At 55.7% G+C, this 19,563-nt stretch carries 16 protein-coding genes; 4 read left to right on the top strand and 12 right to left on the bottom strand.

Translation table 11 applies throughout. The annotated features are described in order from the left end of the window. Positions 1-274: 274 nt before the first annotated feature. Positions 275-1,051 (top strand): alpha/beta fold hydrolase, encoded by a 777-nt coding sequence (locus AC1DQM_RS04585; protein ID WP_138867391.1) that lies wholly within the window; start codon positions 275-277, stop codon positions 1,049-1,051. 197 nt (positions 1,052-1,248) lie between these two features. Here AC1DQM_RS04585 and AC1DQM_RS04580 read toward each other — a convergent pair whose 3' ends face one another. The 8 genes from AC1DQM_RS04580 to AC1DQM_RS04545 all read right to left on the bottom strand — a co-directional run bounded on the left by AC1DQM_RS04580 (position 1,249) and on the right by AC1DQM_RS04545 (position 12,248). Beyond that, positions 1,249-1,947, bottom strand: coding sequence for an outer membrane protein (locus AC1DQM_RS04580; RefSeq protein ID WP_111454946.1), 699 nt, complete (start codon positions 1,945-1,947; stop codon positions 1,249-1,251). Positions 1,948-2,031: 84 nt separating this feature from the next. Further along, positions 2,032-2,508: an SRPBCC family protein gene (locus tag AC1DQM_RS04575; protein ID WP_019578642.1), complete on the bottom strand. Its 477-nt coding sequence runs from the start codon at positions 2,506-2,508 to the stop codon at positions 2,032-2,034. A 59-nt stretch (positions 2,509-2,567) separates the two neighbouring features. Then, complete coding sequence (locus AC1DQM_RS04570) at positions 2,568-5,978, bottom strand: polyketide synthase family protein (RefSeq protein WP_111454947.1); 3,411 nt, start codon at positions 5,976-5,978, stop codon at positions 2,568-2,570. An 83-nt stretch (positions 5,979-6,061) separates the two neighbouring features. Further along, the gene (locus AC1DQM_RS04565; protein WP_018927946.1) at positions 6,062-7,147 is read right to left on the bottom strand and encodes an acyl carrier protein; all 1,086 of its coding nucleotides are present in this window, start codon (positions 7,145-7,147) and stop codon (positions 6,062-6,064) included. A 118-nt stretch (positions 7,148-7,265) separates the two neighbouring features. Then, positions 7,266-9,029, bottom strand: a complete 1,764-nt coding sequence (locus tag AC1DQM_RS04560) for an FAD-dependent monooxygenase (RefSeq protein WP_111454948.1) — start codon at positions 9,027-9,029, stop codon at positions 7,266-7,268. A 3-nt stretch (positions 9,030-9,032) separates the two neighbouring features. Beyond that, complete coding sequence (locus AC1DQM_RS04555) at positions 9,033-9,644, bottom strand: HAD-IB family hydrolase (protein WP_018927948.1); 612 nt, start codon at positions 9,642-9,644, stop codon at positions 9,033-9,035. Then, on the bottom strand, positions 9,634-11,154 hold the full coding sequence (locus tag AC1DQM_RS04550) for a class I adenylate-forming enzyme family protein (RefSeq protein ID WP_064617441.1): 1,521 nt from the start codon (positions 11,152-11,154) through the stop codon (positions 9,634-9,636). The genes AC1DQM_RS04555 and AC1DQM_RS04550 overlap by 11 nt, the downstream gene beginning before the upstream one ends. An 80-nt stretch (positions 11,155-11,234) precedes the next feature. Continuing rightward, positions 11,235-12,248, bottom strand: a complete 1,014-nt coding sequence (locus AC1DQM_RS04545; protein WP_111454949.1) for an SDR family oxidoreductase — start codon at positions 12,246-12,248, stop codon at positions 11,235-11,237. A gap of 532 nt (positions 12,249-12,780) precedes the next feature. Between AC1DQM_RS04545 and AC1DQM_RS04540 the strand changes: the two genes are divergently transcribed. After that, on the top strand, positions 12,781-13,377 hold the full coding sequence (locus AC1DQM_RS04540; protein ID WP_230139020.1) for a TetR/AcrR family transcriptional regulator: 597 nt from the start codon (positions 12,781-12,783) through the stop codon (positions 13,375-13,377). Positions 13,378-13,494: 117 nt separating this feature from the next. Here AC1DQM_RS04540 and AC1DQM_RS04535 read toward each other — a convergent pair whose 3' ends face one another. The 3 genes from AC1DQM_RS04535 to AC1DQM_RS04525 form a co-directional block, all read right to left on the bottom strand. Then, on the bottom strand, positions 13,495-14,115 hold the full coding sequence (locus AC1DQM_RS04535; RefSeq protein ID WP_230139021.1) for a glutathione S-transferase family protein: 621 nt from the start codon (positions 14,113-14,115) through the stop codon (positions 13,495-13,497). A 97-nt stretch (positions 14,116-14,212) separates the two neighbouring features. Beyond that, on the bottom strand, positions 14,213-15,094 hold the full coding sequence (locus AC1DQM_RS04530) for an NmrA family NAD(P)-binding protein (protein ID WP_230139022.1): 882 nt from the start codon (positions 15,092-15,094) through the stop codon (positions 14,213-14,215). A gap of 97 nt (positions 15,095-15,191) precedes the next feature. Then, the gene (locus tag AC1DQM_RS04525; protein ID WP_230139023.1) at positions 15,192-15,833 is read right to left on the bottom strand and encodes an HD domain-containing protein; all 642 of its coding nucleotides are present in this window, start codon (positions 15,831-15,833) and stop codon (positions 15,192-15,194) included. Between the two features lie 75 nt (positions 15,834-15,908). Here AC1DQM_RS04525 and AC1DQM_RS04520 point away from each other — a divergent pair, with 75 nt between their 5' ends. Together AC1DQM_RS04520 and AC1DQM_RS04515 are read left to right on the top strand one after the other, a co-directional pair. Continuing rightward, positions 15,909-16,982, top strand: a complete 1,074-nt coding sequence (locus AC1DQM_RS04520; protein WP_230139024.1) for a GlxA family transcriptional regulator — start codon at positions 15,909-15,911, stop codon at positions 16,980-16,982. A 254-nt stretch (positions 16,983-17,236) separates the two neighbouring features. Further along, a complete protein-coding gene (locus AC1DQM_RS04515; protein ID WP_230139025.1) occupies positions 17,237-18,109 on the top strand; it encodes a DNA/RNA non-specific endonuclease in 873 nt (290 codons plus the stop codon). A 182-nt stretch (positions 18,110-18,291) separates the two neighbouring features. On the opposite strand, the gene AC1DQM_RS04510 is transcribed toward AC1DQM_RS04515, so the two are convergent. Beyond that, entirely contained in the window at positions 18,292-19,332 is a 1,041-nt protein-coding gene (locus AC1DQM_RS04510) for an ABC transporter substrate-binding protein (RefSeq protein ID WP_064617450.1), read from the bottom strand. Positions 19,333-19,563: the final 231 nt, after the last annotated feature.

Raw genomic sequence — 19,563 nt, 5'->3', positions numbered from 1 at the left:
GGGCCGAGTGTGAGTCGCGTTTTTCGCTAAAGTTATTGTTCTATTGGCTTTCGTTGAAGCTTGTGAAAATTGAAAAGAGCAACATCGGTCTCTTTTTTATGGTTGCCAAGTTTCACCACTGCTAGCACAAATGTATCTCTGTGTATCCAGACCGCATGCCGATACGGAGTGTTTCTTTTATGGGCGGTTGGTGACACATCCGGGATACCTGATCGGCGTCAAATGAACTCCATCGAGACATCGTTCAATAGTTCAACCACCCAAGGAGTTTCCAATGAAAAAAGTAATGGCCGCTCTGGCCTGCACCGTTAGCCTGATCATCGGCGCCAACGCGTCGGCGCAAACTGAAAAGCCTACTGTCGTCCTCGTACACGGCGCCTTTGCCGATGCTTCGAGTTGGAATGGTGTGGTGAAGATCCTCGAAAAAGATGGCTACCCCGTTGTGGCCGCCGCCAATCCATTGCGCAGTGTGAAGAGCGATGGCGCTGCTGTTTCTGCGTTGCTCGATGGCATCAAGTCGCCTGTTGTGCTGGTCGGCCACTCCTACGGTGGCAACGTCATCAGCGAAGCGGCCAACGACCATGCCAATGTAAAGGCACTTGTTTACGTCGCCGCCTTCGCGCCCGAGGCGGGCGAAACGGTCGCCGGGCTAGCCGGAAAATTCCCGGGGAGTACCCTCGGCCCAACCCTCGCAGCGCCTGTCGCACTGGCTGATGGCGGCAAGGATTTGTACATCCAACAGGACAAGTTTCACGATCAGTTCGCCGCTGACGTCCCCGCCGCGCAGGCGGCATTGATGGCGGCGACTCAGCGCCCGGTCACCGAAGCGGCGCTGAACGAACAGTCAGGTACACCCGCCTGGAAGCACATTCCGTCCTGGTACATCTATGGCGACAAGGACAAGAACATTCCACCGCAGGCCATGGAATTCATGGCCAAGCGAGCCGAGGCCAAGGTGGTGAAAGTCGTTAAAGGGGCTTCCCATGTCGTGATGGTTTCAAACCCGGAGCCGGTAGCCCGGCTGATTGAAAAAGCGGCTGCGGCGATGTGATTCCTGCGCTTGTGAAGTGTAGGTAGGCAGAGGGTCAAGTATCGAATCAAGGCATCAAGTGAGGAACTCACTTGTGCCTTGATCGATTTTTGAACGGGTGGTCGTCAGTAAGTTGATCAGCCGGTGAGCCTCTGCGCCGAAGCATTTCACCGGCTTGCCGTAGCGACGCCTCGCAAGGCGCCGATCTGTTTAACCCCTTAGAACCAATAATGCAGGCCGAGCATTAATGACTGGGCGCTGTAGTCAGTACGCACATCGCCTTGGGGCAGGCCCTGAATGTCACCGAAGTGCGCATCGCGAGTCTTGAGGTATCGATAATCCAGGGACATGGACCATTGTTCGGTGAGTTCGTAACCTACCCCGGCGCCGAGTTGATAGGCCGATACAGTGTCGCGATGAGTGCCGCCGAACTGGACGCCGCCGGCTTCCAGGCCACTGACCGACAGCGTGGTGTAACCCAGGCCGCCGCCGATGTAAGGGGTGAACCGACTGAAGGGTGCTGGCAGGTTCAAGACGTCATACCAGAGGTTGGCCATGACGCTGGTGGCTTCCTCTTCGCCTTTACCGTCGATGCTCCCGCCGCCTTCATAGACCCGGTTATTGAATTGGGTCAGGGTGTTTTTGCGGTAGCTGAGTTCCACTTCAGGTCTGAGCCCGATGGGGAATCGCCAGCCCAGTGCCAGTCCGGTGGCGTAGCCGGAGTGTAACGGTTGGTTGAATTCCATTTCGACAAAGTCGAGGTTGTTCTGGTTAAGGTCCTGCGGAGCCACCCAGTTCAGACCACCCATGACACTGACATAGGGGCCGAGCGTGTCGGCGGAACTGGACTCAGGGGCAATAAGGCCCATGCCAATGACGCCCATCACGAGATACTGAGGTTTTTTAAATAGGTTCATGCTCGGTCCGAAGTGTGCCGTTATCGATAAGTAAGCGGGGGGTGTTAGGGAGCGAGCGTTCAACACGCTCCCTCCCGGGATATTTCATACACGGTGCAAATGCTTTCCAGGTTTTTCGAGCCCTGGGGTACTGATGGCGTTCGCTCGTTGTTCAGCCAGCGTGCACAGGTTGCGCAGTGCCGTGGTCATTGCCGCGGTCAGCATTTTGCGTAGCAGCCCGCGGTATAAAAAACTCAAGGGGCCAGAGATCTTCGCGCTATGGATGACCTGGGTTTCATTCGGGGAAAGTCTGCGCATCTGGTGATCGAACTCAAGGTCGATCCAAAGCAGTCTTGCCGTGTTCCGATAGCTTTCATGCAGCTTCACTGCTTCCAGTTTCAGCGGCATATTCAGGCCATTTTTGAGGACGCATTTGCCTCGTGTTCCAGGTTGAAACGGGCCATTGAGCTCACACTGGCGAACGTCGGTATCCCATAGCGGCGCTTCTGAAAAATTGCTCCAGATATTCCAGATTTCAGCACGCGGCGATTTGACTATGACTTGCACTTTGACATCGTTCACGGCGACACCTTGATTGTTGGGGGCACGGTCATGCGGGAGAGTGGGATCAATTGAGTGCCTCAGGCCGCGGGTGCGGATTGACTCAGCACTTGAGCTGTAATGCTGGCTTGACCGATTTTTTCGCCCCGGTTGAACAGGTCGATATAGATGCGGTTGGTTTTGAACGGCTGCTGTGCGTCAAAACCGGCTTGCGGTGCCAATGACAGCGGACTGTTCCTGGGGATTGGCCGATCCAGGGTGAAACTCAAGGCCAGCAGGTTCATCGGGGTGTTGAGTGGAATCCGCAGATGGCTGTGGGCAATCTGCATGTAGCACTGGCGGGCAACTTCGAGGAAATACACCATCGAATGGTGCTCGGGGTCGCCCTCCTGGAAGAAGTGCTCATCCGGCAGTTTGAGCGTGTCCACGCTCAAGCCCTGAGCGATGCCGCTCATGTCACTGACGATGACGTTTTCTTCCCTGGCCTTGTGCAGCAAGGCCTTGTCGCGGCAGCGAGTGGCCGTGAACTCGCCGGCGGGCGATTTCTCGAACGCCGAGCTGTAGGCCATCCCAAGGACGCAGGTGCACATCAGCTTTCCGGCTTGCATCACCTTGGCATTGAACACATGCGGGTCTTTACCCTGTTCCAGATGCAGATCGATCACACCCTGCTTTTGTACGTATTGCTGGAACTTGATATTCAGGGTTTTGACATAGGCGACCCGTCCACTCAGTGGCGGCATGGCAAGTTCAATCAATTGCAACACGCCCTCAAGCAATAAAATGCCGGGGATGTGATCAAGAGGGTGATCGAAGAAATAAGGGTGCGCTTCATTCACCACGAGCTGGGCACGCAGTGACTGGGGGCCGCGCTGGACGTTGGTGATTACGACGTTTTCCGGGCAACGTTGCCAGTGCGCCGGGCGCTGGGCTTCAGTGCCACGGTGCAGGGCGAAAAGACTCTCCATGGCGCGAACCCGGACACGCAACCCTGAGAGCAGGGTGTTGGTCAGCATGTCGCTGAGTTGCAACACATCGACGCCGTCGTTTTGTGGTTCGCGGACAAGGCTGACAGGACGGGCAGGCGGGATCACCGGCTGCAGTTCATGGTGGGCCGAGTGAGCAAAACGCAGGGTAAAGGGATGCTTGATGGCAGGAGCGGGTTCGGCCGCCGTGCTCCATTCCCGAAGCTTTTCAGTAAACAACCACATCACTGCCTTGCCGGCTTCGCGAACCTCGATCACCGTGTGAGCCGATGCACTCAACATCACCGCCAACAGGGTTTCGATGCCACTGGCTTCAGCCAGGAAACCGGTAATCTCTTGCAGAGATCCACTGGCATGAGTCGCGTCAGGTTGCAGCTCGCAGACTTCAATGTTCTGGTATTGACTCCGCTCTTTGCCCAGCAGTTGGCAAGCCTCTTCCAGCGAGTTCGCGGCATGGGCGAGAACCGCCGCGCGGATCACCAGTACAGGTTTGTCGCTGGCGTCTGGTTGATACGGACGCAGCGCAATCAGCCCCAGTCCTTCGCCTTGCACCGTCGCTGAATGTCGGGCGCGCTCGATCTCGATTTCACCGCTGATAAAGCGCCCTGCACCGAGCAACAGCGTGGTTATGCCGTTCTTGAACCATTGCTGCGATGCCAGCAAGGTTTGCCAGAACAGACCCGGGGTGCCGACCAGTGTTTGATGGAAACCCTTGAAGTCAAAAATTTGCGTCGGGTAGCCGGACAACATGTTCGGCAACATGGTTGCCACGTCCGCTACCTCCACGCCCGGTGGCGTGCCTTGAGCTTGGGAGTAGAAGCTGTGAGCGCTGCTGTACGCATTGCTGAAGCGTTCCCCGCCCATGTTGCAGCACATGACCATCGCCGTGCCGGGTGAGCCGGCCACACCCGGCAGGCGTCGCAGCAAATGATTGACGCGATCGGTGATCAACAGCTTGAACGGATCGACATGGGCCAGAGGTTTGGGACCCATGCCGAAACCGTCGATATCAATGACGCGATCCTGCGCCAGGAATTGGCCCAGTAACGGCTGACCTGGGGCAGGGGAGTAATCAACGAAACGCCCATAAGGGAAACTGACTGATGGCGCTGCCGGCCGATCGAGCTGTTGCTTGAATGACTGCAACGAGCCGTGACTGCCGATCGCTGCTTCAGCCTCGACAATCGCAAGGTCCAGCATTAACACGCCGGGGTTGGCGTGAGGGGCGACAGGGCGGTTGTCGGGAATATATTCATCCACTACCAGATGCGCATTGGCGCCGCCAAAACCGAAGCTGGATATGCCTATGCGGATCGCCGACTGCCGGTCCGCGAGGGGCTGTATCTGCTTTGTGGCCAGTCGCAGGCTGGTCTCGTCGACTTTTGCGCTGGTACGGTAGTCGGGCTGAGGTGGAATCCCTTTGTGGCGCAAGATCATCAGCGCCTTGGCGAGCGAAGCGCCTCCAGCAGCGGCCAGTGGGTGGCCAATGACAGACTTGATTGAACCGATGGTGATTTTTTTGCCGTCTGTGCAGTGGGGGGCGAAGAAGCTGTTCAGCGAGTCCAGCTCTGTCGCATCACCCAGCGGAGTACCGGTGCCATGGGTTTCGATGTAGTCCACGTCATTGGGATCAAGACCGATATAGGCACGCTGGTAAGCCGTGTACTGGGCCTGTTTGCCAGGTGCAAACACTGAACCTTCGGCGCCATCGGCGGACATTCCCAATGCCCGTAAAACACCCAGGGGACGGCGCTGCGCAATCAGGGCCTGCGATACAGGTTCGACCAAAAAGGCGACTGCACATTCGCCCGGCACAATGCCGTCAGCGTCCTGGCCGAACGCCTGCATTTGGGCCCGGGCGGAAAAGGCGGTCAACTGCGAGAAGCCCAGAAACAGCGCCGGTGGCAGCACGGTGTTCAGTGCCATGACAATCGCGTTATCCGCCTGTCCGCTATTGACCAGGGCCTGAGCCATGTCGATTGCATAGGGGAACGAACTACAGGCGGTGTCGACCGATAACGCCGGGCCACCGAAGGCAAAAGCCGCCGCCAGTTCAGCCACTTGTTCACCCGGCGTGTAGCCCTGTGGTGCTTCGGTTTTTCCGGACATGCCGGTGACGAAATAACTCTCGTCACTCCAGGATGTTGCGACCACCAATGCGGTGCGTTCTTTGATCAGAGTCGAGCCTTGTCCGGCAAGCTGGGCGAGGAGTGTCTGCAGTACTTTCTTACCGATGGCGACTTGCCGTCCTTCATGCCGTGAAGGGGTTGATGCGTCATCGGTCAGGCAAAAAGCGCTGTCCAGGTAAACGCGATCCTTTTCACCTGCCTTTGCTGAATAGATTGACGCCTTATCCAGTTCCCAGCGTGTCAGCATCGAATTGATAGGTGCTATCTGTCCTTGCGTCAGCAAATGCCAAAGCGCATCCGTTGACGGTGCCCCGGGAAACTCGCCGGCCATCGCGCTGAAGCAAAAGTCGCCCTCTGTTGTTACCGCGCCATTCATACCCTGTCTCCTGATTGCCAAAATGCTGGGTGATCTGTCCGATCACCCGGATTCCATGCCATTTTTTACAGCGGCTCAGTGCTTCAGCTCAGTCGTGCCAGAAGCGACAAGGCGTCCTGCGGCGTACGACGCGACATCAGTGCTTCACCGGCAAACTCGCTGGCAGAGCACTGTTGCGCCATTGATTGGCAGAGTGCTTCTCGGGCAAAACCGTTGAGCCCTAACTGTGCAAAGGGCGTCTCAATGTCGATCGACTGTGGCGCGTCCGGGATCAGGGGTGACAGGGAGTTGAAAAGCAGGTTGCTTGCCTGCCCTTGGTCGTCCGTTGTGGCAGGTGCTTGCACTTCGGTAGCGGGTGTTGATGTCGACTCGGGGGCGGCCAGGGCGGCTTTAATCAGGGCGATTGTTGCCTGCGGATACTTGGCGTTGGCCAGCTCAGTGCTGTTGGCCTTGAGTTGCGGCCACAATGCGACGACCGACTCCAGGAAGTCCAGCTGCACGAGGGAGTCCAGGCCCAGGCTTTCATAGCTTTGTTTTTGGTCGATCTGGTCAACCGTAAAACCGGTGATATTCGCCAGTTGTTCCAGTACCCATGCTTCGACATCCACGGCAGGTGCCTGCGGATCGGCTTCAAGCCGCGCCAGCAAAGCGGTAGGAGTGGGGGCATCAAAGAGCTGCGAGGTGAGCTCTTTCTTTTCCGGGAAGTGCTGGGCCAGGGATTCGAAAATATCGACCATGCCGAGAGAGTCGATACCCAGGCTTTCGAAACTTTGATCGAAGTCGATTTGTTCTTTTTTGAATCCTGTGACTGTACTTATTTCGGCGCGCAGCCATTGCCCGTAGTTGAGTGCGGGTGTTTGTTCCGCAACAGGTGTCGATTCCAGTATTACCGGGTTCGAGTGTACGGGCTCCAGCACCGCAAGGTTTTTATTGACGGGGGCTTCAATCCCATTGGCATAAACACCCTCGAGGACTTGTTGGTGAGCATTGAAGTAATGCGCAGTGACGGATTCGGCCTGCTCCAGCAAACGCATCAATATTGATTCTTTTGCAATATTGGACTCGCACAGTGAATCAATGATTTTTTCTGAAAGAGAAAAATAGCTGTTGGCTATTTTTCCATTGGACACGATGAATTCCTGCACAACATCGTTGAGTTGGAAGCGCATGAGGTTCTCCTAACCAAAGTCGGTATATGTTTTCTACAAACAAGAAATAAAAAGTCTTGGCCCAGGGGTGGGCCTTGTGTGAATCAATGAACCAGGTTGGCAGTAGCCATATAGCGACTTAAAGTTGGAGTTCCACTGCGTCGATCTCGGAAGATGTTGTTTTTCTGGCTCCTTTGAGCAGCCCGGATCTTACGTTCAGATAAGTGAAGAGCGTTATTGCATCGGCTCCCTGGAAAGCGATGTAGCCGTCAGGACGAATCAACATCAACGTGCCCGCTTTGGCATGGTAACGCTTGTGCAGCCGCCAATCGGGGTCCAGCAACGTCGAGTGCCAGGAAGGCAGTTCGGCGCTGCTCAGGGCATCAATAACGCAATAAGCCTTGATGCCCGGGTAGTCCTTCTCCACCGACTCGGCCAGCGAGTAATAGCCCGGCAACAACGGGGAAAACTGATCGGCTGCGCTGAAAATCAACAGCGTGAACGTTCCGTGGAACAAGTCGATCAAGCGCTTTGGCGGCATACCTTGCAGTTGCCACAACTCGACATCGGGTGCCAGTTGCCCGGCGCGAGGCACCGACGTCTGGAATTCAGGTTTCTTGCCTTTTTTATCCCAATTCATGCGCTGCTTTTTCGTCAGCGATTCCTGGATGTAATCACTCTTGCCGTAGTGGTACTGATGACCGGAAATCATCGACGGCAGTTTGCGCTGAACCTTGCGCCTGTTGCTTATCAGTGGCAGAACATTGTCGCGCAGCCAAACGAGGGCGCGATGCTTGACGGTAATCAGTCCGGTCAGTCGATGTGCCGTGTTCTCGACTTCCAGGGCCACCGGGTAACGCTCTTCGTTGTAGCTTTCCAGCAACGATGGATCAGCCAGGCCCTGATCGACATAGGCCATTTTCCACGCCAGGTTATAGGCCTCGGAAACCCCCAGGTTCATCCATTGGCCACCGATCGGGCTGCCGATATGAGCCGAGTCGCCTACCAGAAACACAGAGCCTTGCTGCAACGACTGCACGCGGCGATGTTGGAAAGAGGCGATGGTGGTCGATGAAATATTGGACAACGTCATCTTTTGCCCGCGTCCTTCGCACAACCGCTGAAAGTTCTCCAGGCTCAAGGAAGGGCGCTCACCTTCTGGTGGCAGGTTGTAGGGCATCTCGATGAAAAGTCGATAACGGGATTGAGCGCTGATCGGCGCGACCGCGACATAACCGTCCTGTGCACCCAGGAAGAAAGCGCCTTCGTCCTTGCTTCCAGACCACTCGATATCGGCATCGGCGAGCATGAAGAAGCGGTCGTAGGACGATCCTTCGAAGGTCATATCAAGACGTTTTCTGATGTTGCTGCGAGCACCGTCGCACGCGACCACCCAGCGGCTGGAAAAGGACTCGGCGCTGCCGTCCGCATGCTGAAGCGTCATCTGCACCGAGCCCGGCTGGTTTTCTATATCGACCAGCTCGGTATTCCATTCAACATCTGCTCCCAACTTGTTCAGTCGCTCAAGCAGAATCTTCTCTGTCTGCGGTTGTGGCAGGCTGAGGAGCAGGGGGTAGGTGGCGTCCAGGTAGGAGAAGTTGTAGTTCAGCACCCGTTTGGCGTTCGATTGCACCGAAAACTGGTTGATAGTGAATCCGTCGCTGATGGCCTGATCGGCAACTCCCAGATCTCGGAAAATTTCCAGGGTTCTGGAATGGATGGCCATCGCTTTGGTTGCGGTCGAGGGACCGGCATTCTTTTCAATGATGCGAAAAGAGACGCCCCACTTCTTCAGCATGATTGCCAGGGACAGGCCAATCGGGCCGGCGCCTACGATCATGACTGTCGGGGTATGACCGGGTTGGCTGAAGTGCTTGGGGGCCAAAGTGCTCAGAGTGTTCATCGGTTAGTACCAGTTTCTGTAGAAGGGAGAGTTGGCAATGCCGAGCAGGGCATCGTCACCGGATGAATCCCCGTAGGCATAAATGTAAAAGTCATCAAGGTTGCTCAGGCAGCCCTTGAGCCGTGTGACTTTCTCTCTCTCAACACAGTTGGTACCTGATATTCCTCCGGTCAGTTTGTTCTTCGCCGTCGCCAGGCGAGTGCCGCAGACATAGTCAAAACCCGCTGCCTGACCCCAGGGAATCAGGTAGTTTTCCGGCGAGTTGCTGACCAGCGCAGTGACATGCCCCATGGACTGATGCCATTGCAGCCGGCGCAGGGCCTCGGGCCTGAGCCAGAGCGGTAGCAGCTCGCTGATGAAATACTTGGCATGCTCGCGCTCTTGCTCAACGGACAGACCGCCCAGATAACAGGCAATGAATGCCAGTCGGGCTTGCATCAATGGCGTGATGCCAACGATTACACTGAGCATTTTGGGTAGCAGGGGAATGATCCTGAGCCAGAACGATCGGGTTCCCACGATATAACGCATGTAGCGCCAGAACGTATGTCTGTCGGTCAATGTGCCGTCAAAGTCAAACACGGCCAGTACCGGTTGTGTGCCATTAGCTTGCATGAATCTCTTCCTTGAGAGAGATGATCTCGATGGTTTTGGGCAACTTGAAGCCCGAGAGGTAGCGCGAGAGCAGGGTAGAGACAGCGCTCTGGGTCAGGTCGCCGCTCCCTTCAACGCACAGGTGCAGTACGTTGACCTCCTTGTTGTCCGGGACGATGTAAGCTTTCGCGCGCACCACATCCGGGTGCTTCAGGGCAATGGATTCGATTTCAGTCAGGTCGACCATTTGCGCTTTGATCTTCGAGATTCGCAGGCGTTGGCAATAGAAGAACACATGCCCGTCGTCGTCCCGCCAGACCAGATCACCCGTGTGTAGCCAACCATCACGGAAGAACCGGGCATTGGCGTCCTCTGCATCGTTATAGCCGTCAATCACCATCGAACCGCGAATCAGCAGTTCGCCAATGCGTCCAGGTGCGACATCCCGCCCTTCGGCATCGACGACCCGTAGTTCTACGCCTCTGATCGGTTGTCCCATGGCGCCGCGATGGACCTTGCCAATCGAGCTCTGGACAATCACCGGCATGCTCTCGGTCAATCCATAGCCTTGCAGCACCGGATTGCACCCCAGCAGCCTTCCCAGCTTCTCGGCTTCGTCTGCGGGTAAATGACTGCCACCCGAATAAATCATCAGGTGAGGGTGCAACGGCAACAACGCGCCCTTGCGTTTGGCCAGTCGTGTATTGAAGTAGCGAATGACGTCGGGCACCAGGCAGGCAAAGGTGACCTTATGCTGGGACAAGACTTCTGCCAGATCCCTGTTGAGCAGGGTGTTAGTCATTAACAGTGTGGCGCCCACGCTCAAGGGGAAAACCATCATCACCGACAGGCCGAAGATGGCATACAGCGGCAGCGTCACCAGATGAACGGAGCCGACACCTTGAAGATGAAACTGCTCATGCAGGCCATCACTCGATTGCGTCAAATCAAGGTAGCGGTGAGAAACGGCCAGCGGTTTACCGATGCCCCGGTAGGTGAACTGTACCGAGACAATCGGATTGCCTTCGGGCAGTAACAAGGGCTCGGTCTGTCGGGGAAGCCGAGAGTCCGCTGTTGCGTTGTCGGGCAGGGGCGATGACGGCTCGCTTGCGGCGTTCAACACCAAGGAGTGCTTAACGCCGTAGTCAGGCTGAAATGTCTCGCTATGCTGCTCGAACAGCGTTTCGGTGGTCACTACCAGCGTCGGTCTGGCGATGCTGATGACGCTGTTCATTTCGAATGGCGTCAGTTTGTAGTTGAGAATGACCGGAACCGCACCGCGACCGATGATCGCCAAATAGTAAGCGATGAACTCCACCCCATTGGGTAGAACGAGCGCTACTTTGTCGCCAGGCAATACATTTAATGCTGAGAGTGCGCCATTGCACTCTTCAGCCTTTATACGCAACTCACGGTAAGTGACGGTATCTTCTTCCGCGTCCAGGTTCCTGATAGCAATGTGCTCGGGGAACGACTCTGAAAAACCGACGAACCGATGCAGAAAACCTTCTTTAGATGAAAGGCTTTTCATTTACCAACCTCTCTCAATCCTTGAATTTATGGTCAGACAAAAAAGTACTACAGAGGCAGGCTATATATAAATTGTTTCAATTAAGCATCAATGTAGTTATTTTTCCGATACCAATCCAGGGTATCGGTCAATGTTTCCGTCACGGGGCGGAACTTGCACTGCAATTCTTTCAGGCTTTTGTTGTGGCTGAAATGGGTGCGCCCTTGCTCTTGTTCCATGAGTTTGACAGTGGAAGTGCTGATGAGCACCGGTTTTTTCGTGATTCGGTAATAACCTTCATAGATCAAGGCAATTATACGCAGCATGAACAGTGGCACTTTGCGCTCCGGCGCTTTTACGCCGCTGACACTGGAGAGCGCCTGGAAAATGCTTTTCATGTCCATGTGATTGCCGGCTGCCAGGTAGCGTTCTCCGGATCGGCCGCGTGTGATCGCCGCGAGTTGATGCTCTGCTACATCCCTGGCATCGACAACGGAAAAACTTCCAGGCAGTACGCCGGGCAATTTCTGTCCGACAAAGTCGAGCAGGAACTGTCCTGATGAGGTCGGGCCGATGTCCCCAGGGCCAAACATCCAGCCAGGCAATACCATGGCGACGAACATGTCCGGATGCCGCGCCAGGAATTCCTGAACTTTCTGTTCAGACAATATTTTACTCAGGTAGTAATCGTCAGCCTCCGATTCACTGCGAGACATTGTTTCATCGATCACCTGATCTTTATCGCCCTTCAAGACGGCAATGGAGGAGGTATGGACTGCACGACGAATGCCTGCGGCATAAGCGGCCTGCAACAGGCGCTCGGTACCGGTCACGTTAGTGTCATACAGTTTCTGCCAGTGCTTTCCACCTTTGTAACTATCGCGGAAATAGGCGGCCGTATGAAACAAGGCATCACAGCCTTGCAAGGCATGACTGAAGGCGTCGACATTGAGCATGTCGCCTTCGATAAATTCGACAGGCAGATTGCCGAACTGCTTCTTGGCTTTTTCGACGGAGCGGACCAGTGCTTTTACTTTGATGTTTCGCTTTAAAAGCGCATGAACCACATTATTGCCGAGCAGGCCTGTAGCGCCTGTAACAAAGGCATATTCCATTAAAATCCAGCTCCTGTGGGGTGGTAACCTGCTACTGCATTGAGATTGATGTCACCGCGCTCGATGCTTTGACCAGGCAGGGGGCGTCAACGGCGGCAAGTAAAAACCATTCGGTATCTGGAAATCAAGCGGTATTTAACAGTCGCCACAAGGTCGACGTCCTTGAACCCGACCTGAAACACGAAAATCCTGTGGTTTAGAGCGTTGTCGACAGCAGGCATTCACCGGGATCGGGCGGATTGAGGTCATCGCTAGACATTTTTGCCGTCCGTCGCCTGCCTTCTGGGGGGAGTCAAAAGACACCCTCGCTGACTCGATTCATCAGGGCGCGCGCGTCAGGCTGGATACCAAGGCGCCTGAACGTGCGGGGCCCAATACATGGCATTTACATGGCACTCCTTAAAAGTTTAAATGCAAAGTGATTAAGAGGGCTTAGTATAAGATATGATAGTTAAAACAGGTTTGCGCAGTGAGTGGCAGATCCGTTGCATCCAGTTACAAATAGATTTGTTTGGCCAAAGGAGCCGAAGGCGTGATTAAAAAGAGATTAGGTCGAGAAGAAAGTCAGCAAATAACAAGGGATAAGTTATTCGATACCGCCACTGACCTTATGGTGAGAAAAGGTTTTCACGCCACCAGTGTCAACGCTATTTCCGAGGAAGCCGGTTTTTCGAAGGGGGCTTTCTTTTCAAACTTCACAAGTAAGTCGGACTTGCTTCTGCAGTTGGCTCAGAGATTCAAGAGAGTTGAAATCGATCGATTGAGTGTTACCCTGACTTCAGGGTATTCATCGGAAGAGCTGACCCATGGATTGAATGCCTATATTGACACGCTTAAAAATAATACCAGTTGCGCAATTCTTGATGCCGAGTTGCAACTGATCGCCTTGCGTGATGAAGAGTTCTCAACGCATTACTACGATCTGCATCAGGAAAATAGTGAAGCCTTGGGTAAGTTGATTACCATCATATTTAATCATGCAGGCAAGAAGCCTCCTTTGGCGAATGCCGCTCTTGCAAGGACCTTCACCGCTTTGTCGGAAGGTTTGATACTGCAAGGGCATAAAGATCCAGCCTCTGAAATAAAACTGGTGTTGAACTCGCTTATCCAGACAGCAGAGCCCTTATAGAACGCTGCCATTCTTGTGATACATACGATATTCGCATGTCCGGGGCTCAGACCTCGGGCAGGATGCGAGCAGCCATGCCCATCTTTAGCGCACACAATAAGGTCTGCGCAGTAGCGCTCAGTGATTCTGGAACACTTTCAATCCTCGCTGTACGGCGGGCCTGGCTTCGATTGCGTCGAACCAGCGTGATAAGCGTGAAAGCACTGCCCAATCCAGCCGATCACGAAATGATGCCGCAATGGTGAAAGCGGAGATGTCCGCCATGGAGAACTGATCTCCGGCCATAAAGTCGTCGGTAAGAAACCGTTCTGCGTAGACGAGTTGTTCAATGACGCGTTGATCGATAACTGTGGCCGCATCATTAAATCCTGCCTGGCGCAGGGAAAATGCAGCATGACTGGGCCCGATGACGTCCGTTACGAAAAAAAAATAACGATCAAACACCCGGTCGCGTTTTGGTCCACGATGCGCTGGTGCGAGCCGACCCGGAGCTTTTGCATCAGCGAACTGAATGATTGCGTTCGATTGGTTAATGACCAGCGGGGGTGTCGATGAATGGTCGACCAGGGTTGGGACTTTTCCTGCCGGATTAAGCGCCAGGTACGACAAGTCGCGTTGCTCATTCGCCTGCAAGTTCAGTCTTCGTGCGGTGTAGGGGATACCTGCTTCCTCCAAGGCTATTGCAGCCCTCAGACTGTTGCCGGTAGGCGCGCCATACAGCTCTATTTTCGGGCTCATCAGACACTCCCTGAAAATGAATGGATGATTATTGGATGCTAAGTGAAAAGCGGCATACGCGCCTGTCTACAAGACCAGGCGCATACGCCCATCATGATCACCCCTCGAACGCTTGCCGGTTTGCGCGCACGAAGTCACCCACCGTTTGAGGCGCTTGTCCGGTGATTTCGCTGATAACCCCGTCCTCACCGCTAAAGATCCCATTCTGGTAATCGACCGCGACTGCAAGGAAGTGCTGGATCACAAACTCCGGCAAATCGTAGGTCTCCAGATGCTGGCGATACTCTTCCAGGGTCGAAGGGCTGTAGGTGATGGTGCGACCTACGATGCCGCTGATTACGTCGGCGATCTCTTGATGGTTCAACTCGACAGGACCGTACAACGGGTAGGTTTTCCCGATATGGCCAGACGGTTGCGTGAGAACGGTGGCGATCAGTCGCGCCTGGTCTTCAGCGGCGATGGGGGCATGTCGGCCGGTGCCGTATGGCAGCGTGATCTTGTTCTCCTTCACGATCTGATCAAGCACCCACGGAAAGATCAGCCACTCGGAAAAGAACGTCGGGCGGATATGGACTGTGGGCACTCCAGACCAGTCGAGTACGCGCTCCGCGATCCAGTGGTCGCGCGCGGCGTGACTCAATGAATCTTCCCGAGCGGAAATCTGTGACATTTCCACCACGACTTCGACACCGGCTCGCCGGGCGGCATCCGCGAAGTAGGCGGTCGCTTGAATGTAGCCAGGGCGCACGGGATAGCACAGGTAGGCGCCTGTGACCCCCTCCATCGCACGAATGATGTCGTCATGTTCAAGGAGGTCGCCAACGAATATTTCGGCGCCCTCGCTCTGGAGCGCTGCGCTGCGTTCGTCCTCCTGATGCACAAAAGCCCGAACTGCATGACCTCCGTTGAGAAGGTGGCGAATGGTGTAGACGCCCGTTTTTCCCGTAGCGCCGGTGACGAGGTATTTACGTTGCTGCATGGTGAATACTCCAAAGTAAAGGAACACACATTGCTCGCGCCGATATCACGTATCAGGCGTTACCAATTCCAGAAGGTTTCGCAGTAGCGCACCGCCGTCAGCTATCGAAAGGAGCGTGATCAATCAGGTCGCACACATTCGGGCAATCGAACCCGTGCACGTGACGACGTCCGACGTCAGCGAGCCCGGTGCCAATCGCGGTGTGAGGTTTCTTTCTGGCCACTTCAGCGACCGCCTGGGTAAACGCGGCTTTCATGCCAATGCGGGGGTAGAGGGCCAGCGTATCGTCGACCAGCGACGGCGTGATTTCCTCCAGCCGTAATCCCATCACGTCGACATGAGCGCCCATGTAGATCAAGGCGATCTCTGGCTGTTTGCGGTCGGCGATGCCGGCGCTGGAGTGAAGGGCGATCGCATCCCAAACCAGCTCGGCTTTCGATTCCGGGTAACCGTTTTCCAACAGGAAGCGGCTGGCAGCGTCGGCGCCGTCGACCTCAAAACGTTGGTCGGCCGCAAATTCGTACGTCAGCCCAAGGTCGTGCAGCAGTGCGGCGAGATAGACCGCCTCGCGGTCGTATTTCAGACCTCGCTGCTGGCCGAGGAATTCAGCGAACCACCAGGTGCGATGCACATGGTGCAGGAGCACTGTCGAGTGAACACGCTCGACGAGGAAGGAGGCCTTGCGAGCGAGTTCAGAGTCTGGAGCGCTGAAGCCGCCGATGATGATAGGTGTACCCATGATTGCTCCCAGGGGATTAGGTTGGCTCGCAGTTCATTCTAAGTAGTCGCTATTGGCAAAATTGACTATTTACAGATGATTTGTGCCAATATGCGTAGCAACTCAATGCGGGAGATCGCTGTGAGAAAAACAAAGAAGTCGATCCATTCCTTTGTTGGCGTGGCGCAAAAGCGAGTGGTGATTCTGGGGTTGCCTCCCGTGGATTCGCTTGATGTGATCGGCCCGGCAGAGGTGTTTGCCTATGCGAACAATCTGCACCGCGGTGACACTGCTCCCTACGCACTCGAACTCGTTTGTGCGGGTGCCAATGAACACTTGGAGAGCAGCACCGGCATCGCGCTTATGGCGCACAAGACGCTTGAACAGGAGCGTCTTGATAACAAGCCCATCGACACCTTGATCGTGACGTCGGGCTGGAAAGCCATGGATCATCTGGATCAGACGGCCATCGAGTGGATCCGCACGCGAGGCAAAGATGTCAGGCGTGTGTGCTCGATCTGTGTCGGGGCCTTCGCTTTGGCCGAAACAGGGGTTCTGGATGGCCGAAAGGCAACAACCCACTGGCGGATGGCACGCAGCCTGGCCGATCGCTATCCCAGTGTGCAGGTTGACCCCAACCCGATTTGGGTCAAGGACGGCAACGTTTACACCTCGGCGGGCATATCGGCGGGAATCGATCTTGCGCTCGCACTGGTCAGCGAAGACCTGGGTGACGACGTCGCTTTGGAGGTCGCGAAAAATCTGGTTCTGTTTCTGCGACGTCCAGGCGGTCAGGCACAGTTCAGCGTCGCACTCCAGTCGCAGCATGCGACTGGTTCGAACCTCGATGAGTTATGCGTGTGGATCAGTGAGCATCTGCATTCTGAGCTGACGGTCGAGATACTGGCAGACAGGCTCGCCACCAGTGTGAGGACCTTGATTCGCATGTTTCAGCGGGAATTCAAGACAACGCCTGCGAAGTACGTCGAGGACGTCCGGGTCGAAGCGGCTTGTCGGCAAATAGAGCTGGGAAGGCGCTCGATGGAAGAGGTTGCGCGCCGATGCGGTTACCACAGCGTCGACGTGCTCAGAAAAGCCTTCGTGCGACGTATGGGCGTGAGTCCAAAGGAGTACGCACAACGTTTCGCGCCAGTTAACGAGTCCGTTTAGGTATGCCCATTTGGCGAGCATGGCCAAGTAGAATGTGTACGCTGCTCAGCACTAATGTGACTTGTGATGGTCAATACACCCCGCGCGACCGTCAGCGGTCGTACTGCCTGGCGCCGACCGGACCGCATCGGCAATTTGATCAAGGACAGTGAAAGCATGCTCACCGCAATATAATCCGCAACCGCTTCTACCTGGTTTCGTAAATCGGGACTCCTCGTACGTTTACCCCTCAATCCAATTCGAAGATTTAAAGCATGCACCTACGCAAAATTGCAGTTGGGCTGTCGGCCCTTGTTTTGCTCTCGACCGGGGCACAAGCCCGCAGTCTGCTGGATCTCATCAAGCCCCCCAGCCACCATCAGGAACAGGCGTCCCACTCGGGCTCGATCAGCCAGAGCGCGGCGCTGGAACTCTATTCAAACAAACAGAAGCAGGCATCGTTTGACGGCTGCGCGGATCTGTTCCCGGCCGCGAAACCGATCAACATGGCCACTGTGCCTGCCACAATGAAACCCTTGGCCCTGTGTTCCGATAACTTCGCGGTGCTGTACTCACAAACCAGCAAGACGCCGCTGGTAGTGGTCGAACGCCTTAATGCCGCCCAGCTGCAGGATGCCAAAGGGGAGGAGCGTACCAACCAGTTCTATCCGGACCCACGCATTCCCAAGAGTGGGCGGGCAGAGTTGAGCGACTACCGTAGCCAACATCCGGCCGTAGACCGTGGCCATCAATCCCCGGCAGCCGATGCACCGAACCCCAATGCAATGGCCCAATCCTTTGCGCTGTCGAACATGGTGCCGCAAGACCCAACCAACAACCGGAAGATCTGGAGTAAGGTCGAGTCCGATGTCAGAAAGTTTGCCAAACGAGCCGATGGCAATGTCTTTGTCTTTACCGGCCCGCTCTTTGATTCAGGCCACGGCACCGTCGGCGACAACAAGGTCTGGGTGCCGACCCGCCTGTTCAAACTGGTTTACGACGCATCGTCCAAGCGTGCCTGGGCTTACGTACTGCCCAACGCTGAAACCCGCATCGAGAAACCGATGGACTATGACGCTTTCGTGAAGAGTACCGGGCTCAACTTGCTGGGAAATCTACCGGTCACAGGTTCCGTGGGGCGCTCTTGATGGCTTGATTGATTAATCCGTAGCAGCTGTCGAGCCGGGGCGAGGCTGCGTTCGGCTGCGCAGCAGTCGTAAAACCAGAACTTACGGTGCATCAGGCAGACCGCGTCAGCCGGATTCACGACTGCTTCGCAGCCGAACGCAGCCTCGCAGGTTCGGCAGCTGCTACAGAGAGTGTGTCGCGGCTAACGCGCCGCCCAGGCATTGAAGTGTTCTTCCAACTCCTCGCCGTGGTCCACCCAGAACTCCGCATCTACCGACTGAGCCTTGGCCAAGTTGGCTTCGGCCGTCGGCAATTGCTGGCGTACTGGCTCCGGCAGCAGTGCCAGGGCCTGGCGGTGGACGGGGCCGTAAGGGATGTTTTCCGAGAAAACCTTTTGGGCCTGCGGCTGGCTGGCAAACGCGATGAAACGCTCGGCCAGCGCCTTGTTCGGCGACCCTTTGACCACGGCCCAGTATTCCGGGTCGTACAGGCTCTGGGGCCAGACGATGCTCAGGTTCATACCTTCTTTTTGCGCCGAGGCGATACGACCGTTGTAGGCGGCACTCATCACCACGTCACCGGCGATCAACCACTGCGCTGGTTGGGCTCCGGCCTCCCACCACTGGATGCTCGACTTGATCTTGTCGAGCTTGGCGAAGGCTCGGTTCACGCCCTCGGGGGTGCCCAGCACTTTGTAGAGCTGGTCAGGCTTGACGCCATCGGCCAGCAGAGCGATTTCCAGGGTGTACTTGGCGCCTTTGCGCAGGCCGCGCTTGCCCGGAAAGTCGGTTACGTTCCAGAAGTCCGCCCAGGAAGTCGGGGTCTTGGCCAGCTTGTCCTTGTTGAAGGCCATGACCATCGACCAGACGTAGGTGGCCACACCACACTCGGTCAAGGTCCCCGGTACGAACTGGGCCTGGTCGCCAAAACTGGCCTTGTCCAGTCGCTCGAACAAGCCGGCATCACAGCCACGCAACAGTTCCGGACTCTCCACCTCGACCACATCCCAGGTGGCATGGCCCACATCGACCATGGCCTTGATCTTCGACAGTTCGCCATTGTATTCGCCGGCGACGATGCGTCCTGCACCGCTTGCATTGAAGGGTTGGAAATAGGCCTTGTCCTGGGCCTGCTTGGTGGCGCCACCGAACGAAATGACAGTCAGGGCCTGGGGCTCGGCGAGCACGCCGGTGCACAACAGGGCCAGGGAAAAAGGAACACAGGTACGTAAGGATAAAGACATGGAACGCTCCCACAGCTGGTTTTTAGAATGGTGTAAAGCCGGGCAGTGCTGGCCAGAGGCCGATAAGGTTCCACCGTGCCGGGCTCTTGGGGCCGGCATCGTTATGAAAAAAGCTTTCATCCGGGAAAGCCGGACCAGAGGTGCTCAGTGCGGTTTGATAGTGCGGCATCAATCGGAAGAGGAAAATTATTAAAAATATGCTTGGGAGCTATAAAAAAGCTCTTCAGCAGT

The organism is Pseudomonas sp. 01L34 (genome assembly GCF_056400265.1).
The sequence above is the reverse complement of the archived record's forward strand: the minus strand, read 5'-3'. Positions and strand labels throughout refer to the sequence as shown.

Coding starts and splice junctions, on each gene's coding strand:
- AC1DQM_RS04520 (WP_230139024.1), top strand. CDS start 15,909: ATGATTTGTGCCAATATGCGTAGCAACTCAATGCGGGAGATCGCTGTG.
- AC1DQM_RS04545 (WP_111454949.1), bottom strand. CDS start 12,248: ATGGAATATGCCTTTGTTACAGGCGCTACAGGCCTGCTCGGCAATAAT.
- AC1DQM_RS04565 (WP_018927946.1), bottom strand. CDS start 7,147: ATGCGCTTCCAACTCAACGATGTTGTGCAGGAATTCATCGTGTCCAAT.
- AC1DQM_RS04510 (WP_064617450.1), bottom strand. CDS start 19,332: ATGTCTTTATCCTTACGTACCTGTGTTCCTTTTTCCCTGGCCCTGTTG.
- AC1DQM_RS04515 (WP_230139025.1), top strand. CDS start 17,237: ATGCACCTACGCAAAATTGCAGTTGGGCTGTCGGCCCTTGTTTTGCTC.
- AC1DQM_RS04555 (WP_018927948.1), bottom strand. CDS start 9,644: ATGCAAGCTAATGGCACACAACCGGTACTGGCCGTGTTTGACTTTGAC.
- AC1DQM_RS04570 (WP_111454947.1), bottom strand. CDS start 5,978: ATGAATGGCGCGGTAACAACAGAGGGCGACTTTTGCTTCAGCGCGATG.
- AC1DQM_RS04525 (WP_230139023.1), bottom strand. CDS start 15,833: ATGGGTACACCTATCATCATCGGCGGCTTCAGCGCTCCAGACTCTGAA.
- AC1DQM_RS04580 (WP_111454946.1), bottom strand. CDS start 1,947: ATGAACCTATTTAAAAAACCTCAGTATCTCGTGATGGGCGTCATTGGC.
- AC1DQM_RS04530 (WP_230139022.1), bottom strand. CDS start 15,094: ATGCAGCAACGTAAATACCTCGTCACCGGCGCTACGGGAAAAACGGGC.
- AC1DQM_RS04585 (WP_138867391.1), top strand. CDS start 275: ATGAAAAAAGTAATGGCCGCTCTGGCCTGCACCGTTAGCCTGATCATC.
- AC1DQM_RS04550 (WP_064617441.1), bottom strand. CDS start 11,154: ATGAAAAGCCTTTCATCTAAAGAAGGTTTTCTGCATCGGTTCGTCGGT.
- AC1DQM_RS04535 (WP_230139021.1), bottom strand. CDS start 14,115: ATGAGCCCGAAAATAGAGCTGTATGGCGCGCCTACCGGCAACAGTCTG.
- AC1DQM_RS04560 (WP_111454948.1), bottom strand. CDS start 9,029: ATGAACACTCTGAGCACTTTGGCCCCCAAGCACTTCAGCCAACCCGGT.